This is a genomic window from Mesorhizobium monacense (genome assembly GCF_056781675.1).
In genome coordinates this window covers 6591900-6607432 of sequence record NZ_CM165567.1, presented here as the reverse complement: position 1 = coordinate 6607432, position 15533 = coordinate 6591900, and the positions used below count along the sequence as shown (strand labels likewise).

Sequence of the window (15533 nt, the reverse complement as noted above, 5' to 3'; positions counted from 1 at the left end):
CCTCAGACTCGCTTGCGATAGACGGTGTCGAGCCAGACGGCGACGACCAGCACGGCACCGACGACGATGCTCTGCAGCGGCGAGTCGATGCCGAGCAGCACCATGCCGGACTGCAGCGACTGCATCAGCAGCGCGCCGAGCATGGCGCCAAGCACGGTTCCGGAGCCGCCGGCCAGCGACGTGCCGCCGATGACGGCGGCGGCAATGACCAGAAGCTCGTCCAGCGTGCCCAGCGCATTGGTCGAGGCGTTGAGGCGCGCCGACGAGATCGCCGCGCTGATCGCCGCCAGCACGCCCATGATCATGAACACTTTCATCGTTACCCAGCGGGTGTTGATGCCGGCGAGTTCCGCCGCTTCCGGATTGCCGCCGATGGCGAAGACGTAGCGGCCGAAACGGGTGCGCCTGGTGATGAAGGTCATGACGATGCCTACCGCGACCGCCATCAGCACCGGGATGGCGATGCCATGGGCGATGAACAGGCCGCCTTCGGGAATGGTGATGCCGTTCTGCTGCGCATACTGGCGCACGATGCCGACCGGCCATGGATAGGAATTGGCAATCCACACCGCGCCAAGGATGGCGGCGCAGGCGACCACGCCAAGGAATGTCTCTGCCCACACCGGGCGCAGCGGGAAGTTGAACCGTTTGCGCTGCGAGCGGCCGTTGAGCAACGCGAAGGCGACTGCCGCGCAAGCCACGACACCGACGATCCAGCTGGCGGTGGCGCCAATGGAGCCGCGCGGGCCGCCGCCCATCAGCTGGAAGGTGGCGTCGAGCGGCGCGACCGTGCGGCCGCTGGTGATCAGCCACGCCATGCCGCGCCAGACCAGCAGGCCGCCCAGTGTCACGATGAAGGCCGGCACCTCCATATAGGCGATGATGAAGCCCTGGAACGCGCCGATCAAAAGGCCGAGCGCCACGCCGACGGCGAGTGCGATGATCCAGAGCCAGGGATTACCGAGCTGGAAGCCGATGACCCGAATGAGGAATTCGGCCTGCGCCACGCCCATGATCATGCCGATCACGCCTTCGACGGAGCCGACCGAAAGGTCGATGTTGCGCATGACGATGACCAGCACCATGCCGGTCGCCATGATCGCCACCGACGAGGTCTGCACCGACAGGTTCCACAGATTGCGCGGCGTCAGGAAAAGGCCGCCCGACAGGAGGTGGATGCCGATCCAGATGACCAGCAGCGCGCCGACCATGCCGAGCATGCGCGTGTCGAGTTCGGTTGCCTTGAGGAAACGTCCGACGGCGCTGAGCTCGGCAGCCCGCGCCCGATCCGCGGCCGCATTGGCGACCGGCGTGTTGGAAGCCGTATCGGTCATGATGTCCTCCCACCGGTCTGCCGTCTGGCGCGGTTGCCGGAACACGATGCTATTTGCTTTCCCGGCTCAATTGAAGCGGAAAGCCCCTTTGAGAAACGCCGCGGCTTTAGGGCCGCGGCGCCGAACTCGCTACCGGTATCGGCCGGCTTTAGTTGCAGGCCGCGACGCTGCCCGCGGCGACACCAGCGCAGACCTCGTCCTTCTTGATCCAGCCGGCGTCGATGACGACATTGAGGTTGTCCTTGGTGATCGCGACCGGCGTCAGGAACAGCGACTTGACGGTGTTGCCGCCCGGCGTGGTGAAGTCCTTGACGCCGGCGATGTCGGTCATCTGCTTTCCGTCGGCCAGCTGCGAGGCTATCTCGGCGGCGTTCTTGCCGAGCTCGCGCGCGTCCTTCCACACCGACACGGTCTGCGTGCCGAGCGCGATGCGGTTCAGCGCGGCGTGGTCGCCGTCCTGGCCCGAGACCGGAACGGTTCCGGCCAACCCTTGAGCCGTCAGCGCGGCAACGACACCGCCGGCGGTGCCGTCATTGGCCGCCACCACCGCATCGACCTTGTTGTCGTTGGCGGTCAGGAACTGTTCTATGTTCTTCTGCGCATTGGCCGGCAGCCAGCCATCCGTATAGGCCTCGCCGACATTCTTGATCTTGCCGCCGTCGATGGCTTCCTTCAGCACTTCCATGGAGCCGGCGAACAGGAAATCGGCGTTCGGATCGGCGCCCGAACCCTTGATGAAGACATAGTTGCCTTCCGGCTTGACCTTGAACACTTCGCGGGCCTGCATGCGGCCGACTTCCTTGTTGTCGAAGGTCAGGTAGAAGACGTCCTTGTTCTCGATCAGTCGGTCGTAGCCGACGACCGGAATGCCTTCGTCAAGCGCCTTCTGCACCGCCGGCCCGATGGCCGAGGCGTCCTGCGCCAGCACGATCAGCGCATTCGCACCCTGCGAGATCAGGCTTTCGACGTCGGTCAGCTGCTTGCCGGGATTGGACTGCGCGTCGGCGGAAATGTACTTGTCGCCGGCAGCCTCGATCGCCGCCTTCATTGCCGCCTCGTCGGTCTTCCAGCGCTCTTCCTGGAAGTTCGACCATGACACGCCAATGACCTTGTCCTTCGCCTGCGCGACCGACGCCAGTGTCAGCGACATGGCGACACCCGCCAGCATGGCGACTGCAAATTTCTTCATGATATCCTCCCTGCGCCGCGCGCGGCGCGACAAAACTGACCCGAAGGTCGGCACAAGGCTCTATTTTTTCGAGCCTCGAAAAAATACTGATGCAACGATGAAGCGCTGTCAACATCGATTCTGATGGATTTTGATGGGTCGGTGACTTTTTTTCGAGTCTCGGAATAAATAAATGACAGGGCTTCCCACTTCTGCCAATATTCAATGAGCGCGTCGACGGCTTTCGACGTCACGAAAGGCTGCGGCGGCAGGGAGGAACGCAGGCCATGTCGGTTGGAATCCGCCACGACGATCTACGCCGGCGCAACCGGGCGATGGTGATTTCGGCTGTGCGCCGGGCCGGCCAGCCGTCACGGACTGAGATCGCCGCGACCACCGGCCTCAGCCATTCGACCATTTCGGCGATCTCGTCGGACCTGATCCAGGAAGGCATCCTCACCGAGAGCAAGCCGAGCGAGACGGCTTCACTGAAGCGCGGCCGGCCGCAGGTCGGCCTCGGCCTCAATCCGGAAGCCACGGCGGTGATGACCGTGGTGCTGTCGCTGAACTTCCTCTCCGTCGCCGTCATCGATTATGCCGGACAGGTCATTGCCGAGGAACAGCGCCGCCTCGACACGCTGACCATGCCGCGCGACGAGCTGATCGGCGAATGCACGGCAATAGTCCGGCGCCGGTTCGAGGATCCGGACCTCGATGTGCGCAGCGTCGCCCGCATCGCGATGGGCATCCAGGGCATCACCGACACCCATGCCCGCGCCATGCTGTGGTCGCCGATCACGTCGCTGACCGACATCCCCTTTGCCGACATTCTGGAAGGCGAATTCGGCATTCCCGCCACCATGGAAAACGACTGCAACATGATGGCGGTGGCGCTGCAATGGCGCGATCCCGACCGCTACCGCGACGATTTCATCGCCATCCTGCTCTCGCACGGCATCGGCATGGGGCTGGTGCTGAAGGGCGAACTGTTCACCGGCACTCATTCGTCCGGCGGCGAGTTCGGCCACATGATCCACCGGCCGGGCGGTGCGCTCTGCCGCTGCGGACGGCGCGGCTGCGTCGAGGCCTATGCCGGCAACTATGCCATCTGGCGCAACGCCAGGATGATGAGCGAGGATGCCGAACCGGTCGATGTCGGCGATGCCGACATGCGCGCGCTCGCCGCGCGGGCGCGCGAGACCGACGGCCCGGAGCGCGAAGCCTATCGCAAGGCCGGCGAGGCGCTCGGCTTCGGCCTTGGCAGCCTGTTCGCACTGATCGACCCGGCACCGGTCGCCATGGTCGGCGTCGGCGCCGCCGCCTTCGATCTGATCGAACCGGCGCTGCGCGAGGCGATTGCCCAGACTGCCGGCGGCCAGCACTCGAAATCGATCTCCTTCGACACCGAGCCGAATGAGTTGCCGCTGATCCGCGAGGGCTGCGCCATGCGCGCGCTCGGCTTCGTCGACCAGGAGATTTTTGCGCCGGGCGTCCAGCAGCGAACGGTCGCCGGCAAGAGCGTTGCCTGAAACGTCAGACCCCCAATCGTGAGCGTCTATGATGAAGAGCTACCGTAACCGGCATGGCGTGACATATTACCTGCCGGACTTCGGCCCGCCAGTCCGTTGGCTTTCTTGCGCCGATGTCTCGTCCCGTGAAACTGATCTTCCCGTCGTGTCCTACTTCGAATGCGACGCCGAAAATCTTGGTTGTCGGGCAATGCACATTTACGCAGATGGTCGCGTGCTCCTCGCCTATCCCGGCGGTCTCGACGGCGATCACTTGCCCGAAGGGGAACTGCCGCCGGTGGGAGAGGTCGACGACCCAGATGGCGCGCAAACCCGCGAGACCACCAAACCCGAGTTCGATGCTCTGTGGGCTGTACTGTCTCGCTTAGAAAGTAGCGCGTGAATCCCGATCTGTCGGGATGGAAGGGTCCTAATCTTCCCTGATGGCGTAGCCGGCGCCGCGGATGGTGCGGATGACGTCGGGCATGCGGCCATTGTTGACCGCCTTGCGCAGCCGGCCGACATGCACGTCGACCGTGCGCTCGTCGATATAGATCGTCTCGCCCCAGACATTGTCGAGCAGCTGGCTGCGCGAAAACACCCGGCCCGGATGCCGCATCATGAATTCGAGCAGTCGGAACTCGGTCGGTCCGAGCCTGATCTCGCTCTTCTTGCGGTAGACCCGGTGCGACTCGCGATCGAGCACGATGTCGCCAACCTTCAGCATGCTGGACAGCACTTCCGGCTTGGCGCGGCGCAGCAGCGCCTTGACCCTGGCCATGAATTCCGGCGTCGAGAACGGCTTGACCAGATAGTCGTCGGCGCCGGTGGAGAGGCCCCGCACGCGGTCGCTCTCTTCGCCACGCGCCGTCAGCATGATGATCGGCAGCCGCTCGGTCTCGGGCCGCATCCTCAGGCGCCGGCAAAGCTCGATGCCGGAAACCGCCGGCACCATCCAGTCGAGCACCAGAAGATCGGGCACATTCTCCTGCAGGCGGATCTCGGCCTCGTCGCCGCGCGTCACCACCTCGACCTGGTAGCCTTCGGACTCCAGATTGTAGCGGAGCAGCACCCCCAGCGGCTCCTCGTCCTCCACCACCATGATGCGTGGCGCGATCATCGGTCGGTTACCCCTGTCATGCCGCCGGCGCGGACATCGCCGTCTCGTCCTGTTTGGGACGATTGGCGGGCAATTGCGAGCCGGTCAGAACGTAGTAGGCGTTCTCGGCAATGTTGGTGACATGGTCGCCGATGCGCTCCAGATTCTTGGCGCAAAACAGCAGATGCGTGCAGGCCGTGATGTTGCGCGGATCCTCCATCATGTAGGTCAGCAGCTCGCGGAACACCGACGTGTACTTGACGTCGATGCGCTCGTCGTCGTTCCGAAGCTTGGCGAGTGCCGCAGCGTCGGCGGCGGCGTATTGCTCGATCACCCGTTGCACCTGGACCAGCACCAGCTGCGCCATCACATCGATGGAGTGCGAGAGGTCGCGCGGCGTGACGCTGAGGCCGACGGTGCCGACGCGCTTGGCGATGTTCTTGGCAAGGTCGCCGATGCGCTCAAGATCGCCGGCCATGCGGATCGAACCGACCACCGCGCGCAGATCGTTGGCCATCGGCTGGCGCTTGGCGATCAGCGTGATGGCGCGGTCGTCCAGCTCGCGCTGGCGCGCATCCATGATGGCGTCGTCTGAGACGACGCGCTGCGCCAGCGCATTGTCCGATGTCAGCAATGCACGGGTTGCCCCGCCGACCATCGAGCCGGCCAGTTCGCCCATGTCGGAGATCAGCTTGCTGATCGCCCCGAGATCCTCGTCGAAAGAGGCGACGGTATGATGTTCACCCATGATCCTGTCCTCGTGCCTGAAAATTGCCGCCGGACCGCTCAGCCGAACCGGCCGGTGATGTAGTCCTGCGTGCGCTTGTCGTCGGGGTTGGTGAACATCTTGTCGGTGGCGCCCTCCTCGACCAGATAGCCGAGGTGGAACATGGCCGTGCGCTGCGACACGCGCGCCGCCTGCTGCATCGAGTGCGTGACGATGACGATCGTGTAATTCTGGCGCAGCTCGTCGATCAGCTCCTCGACGCGGGCCGTGGCGATCGGGTCGAGCGCCGAGCAGGGCTCGTCCATCAGGATCACTTCCGGCGACACGGCGATGGCACGCGCGATGCACAGGCGCTGCTGCTGGCCGCCGGAAAGGCCGGTGCCGGGCTCTTGCAGGCGATCCTTCACCTCGTTCCAGATCGCCGCCTTCTTCAGGCTCGATTCGACGATCTGGTCCATGTCGGCCTTGCGCTTGGCCAGCCCGTGGATGCGCGGGCCGTAGGCGACGTTCTCGTAGATCGACTTCGGGAACGGGTTGGGCTTCTGGAACACCATGCCGACGCGGGCCCTGAGTTCGACGACGTCGATGTTCTTGTCGTAGATGTCCTCTTCGTCCAGCGTGATCTTGCCGGTCACCCGCGCCGAGTCGATGGTGTCGTTCATGCGGTTGAGGCAGCGCAGGAAGGTCGACTTGCCGCAGCCGGAAGGGCCGATCAGCGCCGTCACCTGGTTGAGGCGGACGTCGAGATTAACGTCGAACAGCGCCTGCTTGTCGCCATAGAACACGCCGACCTTGTCGCCGCGCATCTTGATCACTTCGTTCGACTTGGCGTTCATCTTGTCGCCCACTGCATTTTCGAGGGACTGTTCGGTCATGATGTTCATACCAGATGCCTTCTTTTACCAGCGCCGTTCGAAGCGGCGCCGCAGCACGATCGCTGTGATGTTCATGGCCATGAGGAAGACGAGCAGGATGATGATGGCGCCCGACATGCGCTCGACGAAGGCGCGTTCGGCCTCGTTGGCCCACATGTAGATCTGCACCGGCAGCGCCGTCGCCGGATCGAAGGGCGTCTTCGGATAGTCGGCGACGAAGGCGACCATGCCGATCAGCAGCAGCGGCGCGGTCTCGCCCAGCGCACGCGCCAGCCCGATGATGGTGCCAGTGAGGATGCCGGGGGCGGCGAGCGGCAGGATATGCTGGAACACCATCTGCATCTTGGACGCGCCGAGGCCGAGTGCTGCCGAGCGGATCGACGGCGGCACCGCGGCAAGGGCGGCGCGCGTGGCGATGATGATCGTCGGCAGCGTCATCAGCGTCAGCACCAGGCCGCCGACGAAAGCGGCCGAACGCGGCATGCCGAGGAAGTTGATGAACACGGCAAGCCCGAGCAGGCCGAAAACGATCGACGGCACCGCTGCCAGATTGTTGATGTTGACTTCGATCAGGTCGGTGAGGCGGTTCTTCTTGGCGAATTCCTCAAGATAGATCGAGGCGGCGACGCCGATCGGCAGCGCCAAGAGCAGCACGATCACCATCATGTAGAACGAGCCGATGATCGCCACCCCCATGCCCGACGTTTCCGGGCGGCTGGAGGCGCCATAGGAGAACAGGCCGGTGTTGAAGTGCTCGGCCATCGCCCCGTCGGCCTTGAGCTTGTTCATCCACGTGATCTGCTGGTCCGAGACCTTGCGGCGCGCCTCCTCGACACTGAGGTCGATCTGGCCCTTGAAGGCGGAGTCGAGATTGGCGGCGGCGAGGATGTTGACGTCGCGCGTCGTGCCGATGACCGACGGGTCGGCGGCGACGATGTCGCGCAGCTGGACGCGGGCGCCTTCCGACAGGAAGCCCTTGAGCTTCATGACCATCGGCTTGTTGCTGGGATCGATGCCGAGCTTGGCCACCAGCGCGCGTTCGGCGAGCTTGGGATAATTTGCCTTGATCAGCACGCTCGGATCGGTAGCGCGCTTGTTGGACGGATCGATCAGCTTCTCGTCGAAGCTGATCGGCAGCGTCACCGTCGTCTGCCAGAAGGCGGTGTAGCCCTTCGAGACGATGGTGATCAGCATGATGGCGAGGAACGCCAGGCCGACCGAGATCGCCAGCGCGCCATAGATGCGGAAGCGGCGTTCGGCGGCGTAGCGGGCCTTGAGGCCGATGTCGCGGCGCGGATGAGCCGCCGCCCGGACCATCGTATCCATGGGGATGTCGGTCATTCGTACTGCTCCCGGTATTTGCGCACGATGTACAGCGCGACGATGTTCATCACCAGCGTCAGCGCGAACAGCGTGAGGCCGAGCGCGAAGGCGACCAGCGTCTGCGGCGAATTGAACTCAAGGTCGCCGGTAAGCTGGTTGACGATCTTGACGGTGATGGTGGTCATCGCTTCGAACGGGTTGACGGTGAGGTTGGCGGCGACGCCGGCCGCCAGCACGACGATCATCGTCTCGCCGATGGCGCGCGAAGCGGTCAGCAGGATGGCGCCGACGATGCCGGGAAGTGCCGCCGGCAGGATCACCCGCTTGATCGTTTCCGAGCGCGTTGCGCCGAGACCGAGCGAGCCGTCGCGCATGGCGCGCGGCACCGCGGTGATGATGTCGTCGGACAGCGAGGACACGACCGGGATCAGCATGACGCCCATGACCAGGCCGGCGGTGAAGATGCTCTGGCCCTGGATGAAGGGCGAGCCGCCGGTCAGCGCCGCCGAGAGATCGCGCAGGAACGGCCCGAGCGTGACAACGGCAAAGATGCCGTAGACGATGGTCGGGATACCGGCGAGCAGTTCAAGCGCCGGCTTGACCACCCCGCGCACCTTGGGCGTTGCGTATTCGGCCATGTAGACCGCCGACATCAGCCCGACCGGCACCGCCACCAGCAGGGCAACGGCGGCGATGTAGAGCGTGCCGGCGAGCAGCGGGATCAGGCCGAACTGGCCCTGGCTGCCGCCCGAACCCGCGGCGGCGAAGCGCGGATCCCACACGGTGCCGAAGAAGAAGCTCATCGGCGACACGCTTTCGAAGAAGGTGATCGTCTGAAACAGCATCGACAGCACGATGCCGACAGTGGTCAGGATGGCGATGGTCGAGGCGGCGAGCAGCCCCCACAGCATCAGCTTCTCGACATTGTTCCTGGCGCGCGCCCGCGGTGCGATCTGCCTCAGCGCATAAAGGGCGCCGGCAATCGACAAAGCAAGCGTGATGACCGCGCCGAACAGGCCGAGCATGCCCTGGACTTTGTTCGTCTCGACGGCGATCGGGATCATGTAGTCCTGCGTATCCGATGCCAGCGCCACGCCCTTGGCAGCAAGCAGCGGCTGCAGCTCGGCAAAGGTGGCGGGCAGCACAGTGTTGCCGTCGAGTTGGCGCAAGCCCTTGGCCAGGCTCTTCACCAGGCTGACATCAAGCGCCTCGCTGGCAACCTTGCTGTCGGCCGTACGCTCCGGCAGGGCGGCATGAATGTGCCGGTCGAGATAGACGGAAGAGCCAATGGTCCAGACGGCAAGCAGCAAAAGGGCGGGCAGGACGGCGAGCAGGAAAGCCCACCAGCCGTGATAGTGGGCGCGTGAATGTGGCTTCACCGTACCATTATCATGCGTGGAGGCACGCTGCCGGCCGATGAAGAATGCAACCAGGCCGATGGCAACGATAACGGCCAGTACGAGCAAGGACGACATGGACCCACCCCCGGGGAAGCTTAGCGCCAATGCGGCAGGCGATAAAACCAGGGCGCGGACTTTGTCCGCGCCCTGGTTTGGAAGATAGATTACATCGACTTCCCGGCGGCGAACGCGTCGCGCTGGGCCTGACGCTCGGCGTCCGGAGCAGGCACGAGGCCGTATTCGGCGAGCGGGCTTTCCGGGCCGACCATCTGGTCGTCGAGGAAGAATTCGACATATTCCTTCAGGCCCGGAACGACGCCGAGATGCGCCTTCTTGACGTAGAAGAACAGCGGGCGCGAAACCGGGTACTTGCCGCTGGCGATCGTCTCGGTCGAAGGCACGACGCCTTCCACGGTGGCGACCTTCAGCTTGTCGGCATTGTTCTCGTAGAAGGAGAGGCCGAACACGCCGACGCCGGTCTTGTTGGAGTCGATGCGAGCGAGAGTCTCGGTGTAGTCGCCGTCGATGTCGACAGCCTTGCCGTCCTTGCGGATGGCGATGCAGGTCTTGCCGATTTCCTTGGCGTCGGCAACGCCGGCGGCCTTGATGGCGTCCTTGTCGCAGCCGGCGTCGAGAAGCTTGGTCTCGAACACTTCGCGGGTGCCGTGCTTTTCACCCGGAATGTAGGCGGCGATATCCCAGTCGGGCAGCTTCGGATTGACCTGGCTCCACTTGGTGTTCGGGTTGTCGACCAGCTTGCCGTCGACAACCAGCTTGGCGGCGAGCGCCTTGTAGATGTCGGCGGGAACCAGCGCCCAGTCCGGACCCTTGATGTCGGTGGCGAAGACGATGCCGTCATAGCCGATGCGGACTTCCTGGACTTCCTTGACGCCGGCGTCGGCGCAGGACTTCAGCTCGTCCTTCTTGATCGGACGCGAGGAGTTGGCGATGTCGATGGTGTCTTCGCCGACGCCCTTGCAGAATTCCTTGATGCCGGCGCCGCTGCCGCCGGACTCGACCACCGGGGTCTTGAAGTTGGTGAAGGTTTCGCCGAACTGCTCGGCGACGATCTTGGCATAGGGTAGCACGGTCGACGACCCGGCGACCTGGATCTGGTCGCGCGCGGCGGCGAAGCCGGACGACGCGGCGAGCGCAAGCGCTGCGGCCGACGCCGTGAGGAGAAATTTCTTCATGTGGCCTGCTCCTGTTCGGAAGATGGTCTCTCGGCACCCTTGTCCTAGGCGCCCGGTGAGGCCAATAGCTCCCGATTATTACAGTCGCATGACAGTTTCATGTCAGCCCGGTAACGTCTGACAGCCATGTCGGAAACCGCCGGCTTCCAGCCTTGGCGGCGCATCGGAGGTTTGCCGCAGGAATCAGGTACTTGCGGGATTTTCTAGCCTCGTCTGCCTCGGCGGCACGAGCCGCGCCGCCGAGAAAAGAAAAGCCGGACGGAAACGCGTTGCCCGTGGCCAGAGCGTGTCATGGCCGAGCCATCGCCGAAAACAGGTCCGTTGGGGTAGATTCGACGCTGTTCTAGTCGGCGGTCGCTGCTCCCGCCCGTAACCGAGGGAGCCAAATTCGATGCACCCATTGTCACGGCTGGTCGCCGATTTTGGTATGGTGCGATCGCACCATACCTTTGGGTCACCCGGCGTTTTCCGGGGCGCCGCGAGCAAATCGCGTGCGACGGCGACCGGCCTTGCAGACGGTGCAACGACGCACGCGGAGATAAGATCTTAGCCGGCGCTGCGCTGGGCCTGGCTGTCCGCGCCGATCCAGCGCTCAAGCTTTTCGAGAAGCGCCCTTGGGCTGATCGGCTTGGGCAGATAGTCGTCCATGCCGGCCTCCAGGCAGCGTTCGCGGTCGCCCTTCAGCGCATGCGCGGTGACGCCGACGATCGGCACATGCGTGCCCGTCTCTTCCTCGAGCCGGCGGATGGCTGCTGTCGCCTCCAGCCCGTTCATCTCCGGCATCGACACGTCCATCAGGATCATGCGCGGGTTGAGCCTGCCGAAGGCGTCGAGCGCCTTGCGGCCATTGCCAACGATTTCGAAGCCATAGCCGGTCTCACCGAGGATCTGGGTGAACACCATCTGGTTCACCTCATTGTCCTCCGCGACCAGAATGTCGAGCCCGCGCTCGCCCGTGGCCCGGGCGCGCGCCCGAACCGGCGGCGGTTGCAGCTGGGCCCGCACCGAGGCCGCCGAGGACGGCTGTGCCGGCGACGGTACCTGAGTGCCCCTGCCGCTCGCCGAGGGCAGCACGCGGCCGGCCTCCGTGCTGTGGTGGTGACGCTGGATGGTGGCGACCAGCGTCTCCAGGAGCACCGAGGATCGCGCCGGCTTGATCAACTGGGCGTCGATGCCGAGGTCGCGGTAGCTGGTGTTGGCAAGCGACTGGTCGACGGAGGTCAGCATGATGATCGGCGTATGGGCGAGACCGGCGGTGTTGCGCACGATCCGCGCCATTTCGGCGCCGCTCATGTTGGGCATCTGGTAGTCGAGCACGACGCAGTCGACCGGAACGCCATAGGCGGCGGCCGCGATCAGCACCTTCAGCCCTTCGGCACCGCTTTCGGCCGCGCAGGAATCGAAGGTCCAGGAGGCCATCTGCTCGCTCAGGATCGACCGGTTGACGGCATTGTCGTCGACGATCAGCACCCGTGCGCCGGTCACGTCCACCGGCATGATCCGTTGCCCGCTTTGCTGCTCTGCCCTGGGCAGCGTCACCGTGAACCAGAAGGTCGAGCCCTTGCCTTCGGCGCTCTCCACGCCGATCTCGCCTTCCATCAGCTCGACCAGCCGCGACGTTATGGCGAGGCCGAGCCCGGTGCCTTCATGCCGCCTGGTCGACGAGGTGTCGACCTGGTTGAATTTCTCGAAGACGGCTTTCAGCTTCTCCTCGGGAATGCCGATGCCGGTGTCGGTGACCGAGATGGTCAGCTTCGTTCCCGCGGGAACCCGGACGCCGGTGACGTCGACCAGCACATGGCCTTCGTCGGTGAACTTTACCGCATTGCCGAGCAGGTTGGTTACGATCTGCCTTACGCGCCCGACATCGCCGATGAGCTGGCTTTCGAGGCCGGGCTGGACGCGCACGATGAGCTCGAGATCCTTCTCCTTGGCGCGTGTCGACACCAGCGTCGCCACGTCCTCGATGGCCTCGGCAAGGTTGAAGGGCGCCGGATCGAGCACGAGCTGGCCGGCATCGATCTTGGAGAAATCCAGGATGTCGTTGATGATGGTCAAGAGCGCGTTGCCCGACTTGACGATGATGTCGGTGAACGTCTTCTGCTTCGGGTCGAGGTCGGACTTGGCGAGCAGCTCCGCCATGCCGAGCACGCCATTCATCGGCGTGCGAATCTCGTGGCTCATATTGGCCAGGAATTCCGACTTGGCGCGGTCGGCAAGCACGGCGCGCTGGCGCGCCTCGCTGAGTTCGGCCTCGCGCTGCTTCAGCTCGGTGATGTCGGTGGTCGAGCCGATCAGATAGAGCGACCCGTCGGACGCGATCATCGCGCCCTTGCGCGCGAACTGATGCCGCACGCTGTCATCGGCTATCGTCACCGTCTCCTCGATCTCCTGCGTCTCGCCCGTACGCAGCACCGCGAGGTCGCTGGCGACGAAGGCTTCGCCGTCCTTGCCGAATATCTCGATGTCGGTCTTGCCGATCGCGTCTTCCCTGCTGAGACCGGTAAGATCGCACCAACCCTTGTTGACGTAGAACTGCCTGAGGTCGGAGCGCTTGGCGTAGATCGACACCGGCACATTGTCGATGAGGCTGCGGAACACCTCGTTCTCGCGCATGCTCTCTTCCAGCGCCCGCTCGCGCGCCTTGACGTCGGTGATGTCGGTGCTGGAGCCGACCAGATGCACCGACCCGTCGAGCGCCACCAGCCGGCTCTTGCGCGTCATCAATTGCCGCACAGTGCCGTCGCGATGGGTAACCGGCTCCTCGACCTCCCTCACCTTGCCGGTGACCACCACCTCGGTGTCGTCGTGGCTGTAGCTCTCGGCATCCGCGGCGCCGAAAAGCTGGCGGTCGGTTCGGCCGATGACCGCGTCCTTGGTCAGGCCGGTCAGCGCGCACCAGGCCTTGTTGACGAACTCGATGCTCAGATCGTGGGCCTTGATAAAGGCCGCCACCGGTAATTCGTCCATGACGTGGCGGAACAAATCGATCTGGCGCATCGAGTCATGCAGCGCCTTCTCGCGGCTCTTGATGTCGGAAATGTCGACGCGCACCCCGATGAAGGTGCCGTCGTCGGTCCGCATGTCGTAGACCTGGTACCAGCGGCCGTCGGGATTGAGGCGCTCGTAGGACGAGTTCGGCAGGCGGTAGCGGGCGAGGATGGCGTCCAGCCAGACGTCGAGATCGCCATCGTAGAGCCTGTCGATCTCTGCATCGCCGCTAAGCCGGAAATAACCGGCCGAATGTCCAAGTTCCAGCGCCTCGCGGAAGCTGCGACCGGGCTGCCATGCCGGCTTCAGCGCCGGCAGCGTGTCCTGCAGCTTGCGGTTGGCGAAGACGAACTTGTCGTCACGGTCGTAGATGATGACGGCGGCCGGCAGCGATTCCAGCACGGTGGCAAGGTTCTTGCGGGCCTCCTCTGCTTCCGTCTCGCGCCGCTTGATCACCGCCTCGGCCAGCCGCGACTTTTCCAGCGCCTCGGCGAGTTCGGCCTCGCGGCCCTTCATCTCGGTGACGTCGACATAGGAGATCAGCCGCTTGCCGCCGGCCAGCGGCGCCAGCGACGCAATCAACGTACGGCCGTCATTGCGCGGCAATTGCCTGGAGCCCGCCACGCCGGCCATGATTTCGGCCTCGCGCTCGGCCATGTGGCCCTGCCAGACCGCGTCGTCGGCGCCGTACGGGTCCATATCGCGGCTGGCCTGCATCAGCTCGCGAAAGCCGCAGCCGATCCCGGCGCTGCTGGAATCGATTTTCCAGAAGTCATAGAAGGCGTGGTTGATCACCTCCGCGCGCATATCCGCATCGAGGACAAGGACACCGATCGGCATCTGATCGACCAAGGTGCGAAGATTGGCGAAGGTCTCGGCGATCTTGGCGTTGGCGCTCTCGATCTCGGCGTCGCGACGCTTGACCTCGGTGACGTCGTAGTAGGTCAGCAGCCGCCTGCCGCCTGACAAGGCGGTGACCGAGAACATCATCGTCCTGCCGTTGGCGTGGAGAAACTCGCGCGGCGCGACGGAGCCGGCGCGAATTTCCTCGATGCGGGTGGCGAGGTAACGCTGCCATTGCTGCTCGTCGAGGTCGCCATAGATGCCGTTGTGGCGGTTGAGCTCCATCAACAGGCTGAACGGAGCACCGACGGTCACGGCGCCGTCCGGAATCCTGGAAAGTTCGCGATAGGCCTTGTTGACGATCAGCGTGTCGAGCCTGACGTCCAGAAGCACGACGCCCATGTGCATGGCATCCATCGTCCGCTCGAGATCGGCGAGATGCTGTTCGCTGCCCTCATCGCTGGGCAGGTCGTTCCGACCGAGTTCCTCGAAGGCACCGGCGAGTGCCGTCACGTTGCGACCGATGCCGCGATAGCCGGCAAACTTACCCTCGCCGTCGAAGCGTGGCAGGCCAGTGATCGAGATCCAGCGGCAATCGCTGCGGCCGCCCTTCAGCTCATAGACGAAGTCACGAAACGGCCGGTGCGCCTGCAGATCCTCAAGATGCGCGGCAGCACTATGGCTACCCTTCAGCACCTGCTTGAGAAAATCGAAACGGAAGCGACCGAGAACGCTGGCGGGTTCAATGCCGGTGGCCGCCTGATAATTGTCCGAAAGCCGGGAAAACCGCAGCTCGGTATCGGTTTCCCAGGTCCAGTCCGCAGCCGCGTCGAGCAGCTCGCGAAGCGCCTCGGGCGAAGACGCCTGCCCGGCGGGCGCAATCGCGTCGTCGCCACGTGTCGCTGGCTTGCGGGGACCGCCCTTGCCAGCCGTCCCGACTGTTTCGTCCACTTCCGCCATGCCGCTCCCACCCCCAGGACCGAACCCCCTTCGCGGCCCGTCGGCGGAATGTGCCCGAGAAGCATTAACGGACCGCTAACCATAACAATCGCGGCCGGCCTCCGGCTGGGGG

11 protein-coding genes are annotated in these 15533 nt (G+C 64.5%); 2 read left to right on the top strand and 9 right to left on the bottom strand.

What is annotated here, in order from left to right; genetic code table 11:
- Positions 1–2 precede the first annotated feature (2 nt).
- On the bottom strand, positions 3–1334 hold the full coding sequence (locus tag AC1RUK_RS31665; protein WP_481837487.1) for a sugar ABC transporter permease: 1332 nt from the start codon (positions 1332–1334) through the stop codon (positions 3–5).
- A 148-nt stretch (positions 1335–1482) separates the two neighbouring features.
- Positions 1483–2523, bottom strand: a complete 1041-nt coding sequence (gene xylF / locus AC1RUK_RS31660; protein ID WP_481837488.1) for a D-xylose ABC transporter substrate-binding protein — start codon at positions 2521–2523, stop codon at positions 1483–1485.
- A gap of 266 nt (positions 2524–2789) precedes the next feature.
- Between xylF and AC1RUK_RS31655 the strand changes: the two genes are divergently transcribed.
- Entirely contained in the window at positions 2790–4031 is a 1242-nt protein-coding gene (locus tag AC1RUK_RS31655) for an ROK family protein (RefSeq protein ID WP_436169496.1), read from the top strand.
- Positions 4032–4059: 28 nt separating this feature from the next.
- The gene (locus AC1RUK_RS31650; RefSeq protein WP_481837489.1) at positions 4060–4413 is read left to right on the top strand and encodes a DUF6881 domain-containing protein; all 354 of its coding nucleotides are present in this window, start codon (positions 4060–4062) and stop codon (positions 4411–4413) included.
- Positions 4414–4440: 27 nt separating this feature from the next.
- On the opposite strand, the gene phoB is transcribed toward AC1RUK_RS31650, so the two are convergent.
- From phoB to AC1RUK_RS31615, 7 genes are all read right to left on the bottom strand, one after another.
- A complete protein-coding gene (phoB, locus tag AC1RUK_RS31645) occupies positions 4441–5130 on the bottom strand; it encodes a phosphate regulon transcriptional regulator PhoB (protein WP_006203872.1) in 690 nt (229 codons plus the stop codon).
- A gap of 16 nt (positions 5131–5146) precedes the next feature.
- Positions 5147–5857: a phosphate signaling complex protein PhoU gene (phoU, locus tag AC1RUK_RS31640; protein WP_481837490.1), complete on the bottom strand. Its 711-nt coding sequence runs from the start codon at positions 5855–5857 to the stop codon at positions 5147–5149.
- Positions 5858–5895: 38 nt separating this feature from the next.
- A complete protein-coding gene (gene pstB, locus AC1RUK_RS31635; RefSeq protein ID WP_006203874.1) occupies positions 5896–6720 on the bottom strand; it encodes a phosphate ABC transporter ATP-binding protein PstB in 825 nt (274 codons plus the stop codon).
- 15 nt (positions 6721–6735) lie between these two features.
- Entirely contained in the window at positions 6736–8052 is a 1317-nt protein-coding gene (gene pstA, locus AC1RUK_RS31630) for a phosphate ABC transporter permease PstA (protein ID WP_436169499.1), read from the bottom strand.
- Positions 8049–9509, bottom strand: a complete 1461-nt coding sequence (gene pstC / locus AC1RUK_RS31625) for a phosphate ABC transporter permease subunit PstC (protein ID WP_481837491.1) — start codon at positions 9507–9509, stop codon at positions 8049–8051. Before pstC ends, pstA begins: the two co-directional genes overlap by 4 nt.
- Before the next feature lie 89 nt (positions 9510–9598).
- Positions 9599–10627, bottom strand: coding sequence for a PstS family phosphate ABC transporter substrate-binding protein (locus AC1RUK_RS31620; RefSeq protein ID WP_436169501.1), 1029 nt, complete (start codon positions 10625–10627; stop codon positions 9599–9601).
- A gap of 546 nt (positions 10628–11173) precedes the next feature.
- Positions 11174–15421: a response regulator gene (locus tag AC1RUK_RS31615; protein ID WP_481837492.1), complete on the bottom strand. Its 4248-nt coding sequence runs from the start codon at positions 15419–15421 to the stop codon at positions 11174–11176.
- Positions 15422–15533: the final 112 nt, after the last annotated feature.

Coding starts and splice junctions, on each gene's coding strand:
- AC1RUK_RS31665 (WP_481837487.1), bottom strand. CDS start 1,334: ATGACCGATACGGCTTCCAACACGCCGGTCGCCAATGCGGCCGCGGAT.
- AC1RUK_RS31655 (WP_436169496.1), top strand. CDS start 2,790: ATGTCGGTTGGAATCCGCCACGACGATCTACGCCGGCGCAACCGGGCG.
- pstC (WP_481837491.1), bottom strand. CDS start 9,509: ATGTCGTCCTTGCTCGTACTGGCCGTTATCGTTGCCATCGGCCTGGTT.
- pstA (WP_436169499.1), bottom strand. CDS start 8,052: ATGACCGACATCCCCATGGATACGATGGTCCGGGCGGCGGCTCATCCG.
- phoB (WP_006203872.1), bottom strand. CDS start 5,130: ATGATCGCGCCACGCATCATGGTGGTGGAGGACGAGGAGCCGCTGGGG.
- AC1RUK_RS31615 (WP_481837492.1), bottom strand. CDS start 15,421: ATGGCGGAAGTGGACGAAACAGTCGGGACGGCTGGCAAGGGCGGTCCC.
- xylF (WP_481837488.1), bottom strand. CDS start 2,523: ATGAAGAAATTTGCAGTCGCCATGCTGGCGGGTGTCGCCATGTCGCTG.
- AC1RUK_RS31620 (WP_436169501.1), bottom strand. CDS start 10,627: ATGAAGAAATTTCTCCTCACGGCGTCGGCCGCAGCGCTTGCGCTCGCC.
- pstB (WP_006203874.1), bottom strand. CDS start 6,720: ATGAACATCATGACCGAACAGTCCCTCGAAAATGCAGTGGGCGACAAG.
- AC1RUK_RS31650 (WP_481837489.1), top strand. CDS start 4,060: ATGATGAAGAGCTACCGTAACCGGCATGGCGTGACATATTACCTGCCG.
- phoU (WP_481837490.1), bottom strand. CDS start 5,857: ATGGGTGAACATCATACCGTCGCCTCTTTCGACGAGGATCTCGGGGCG.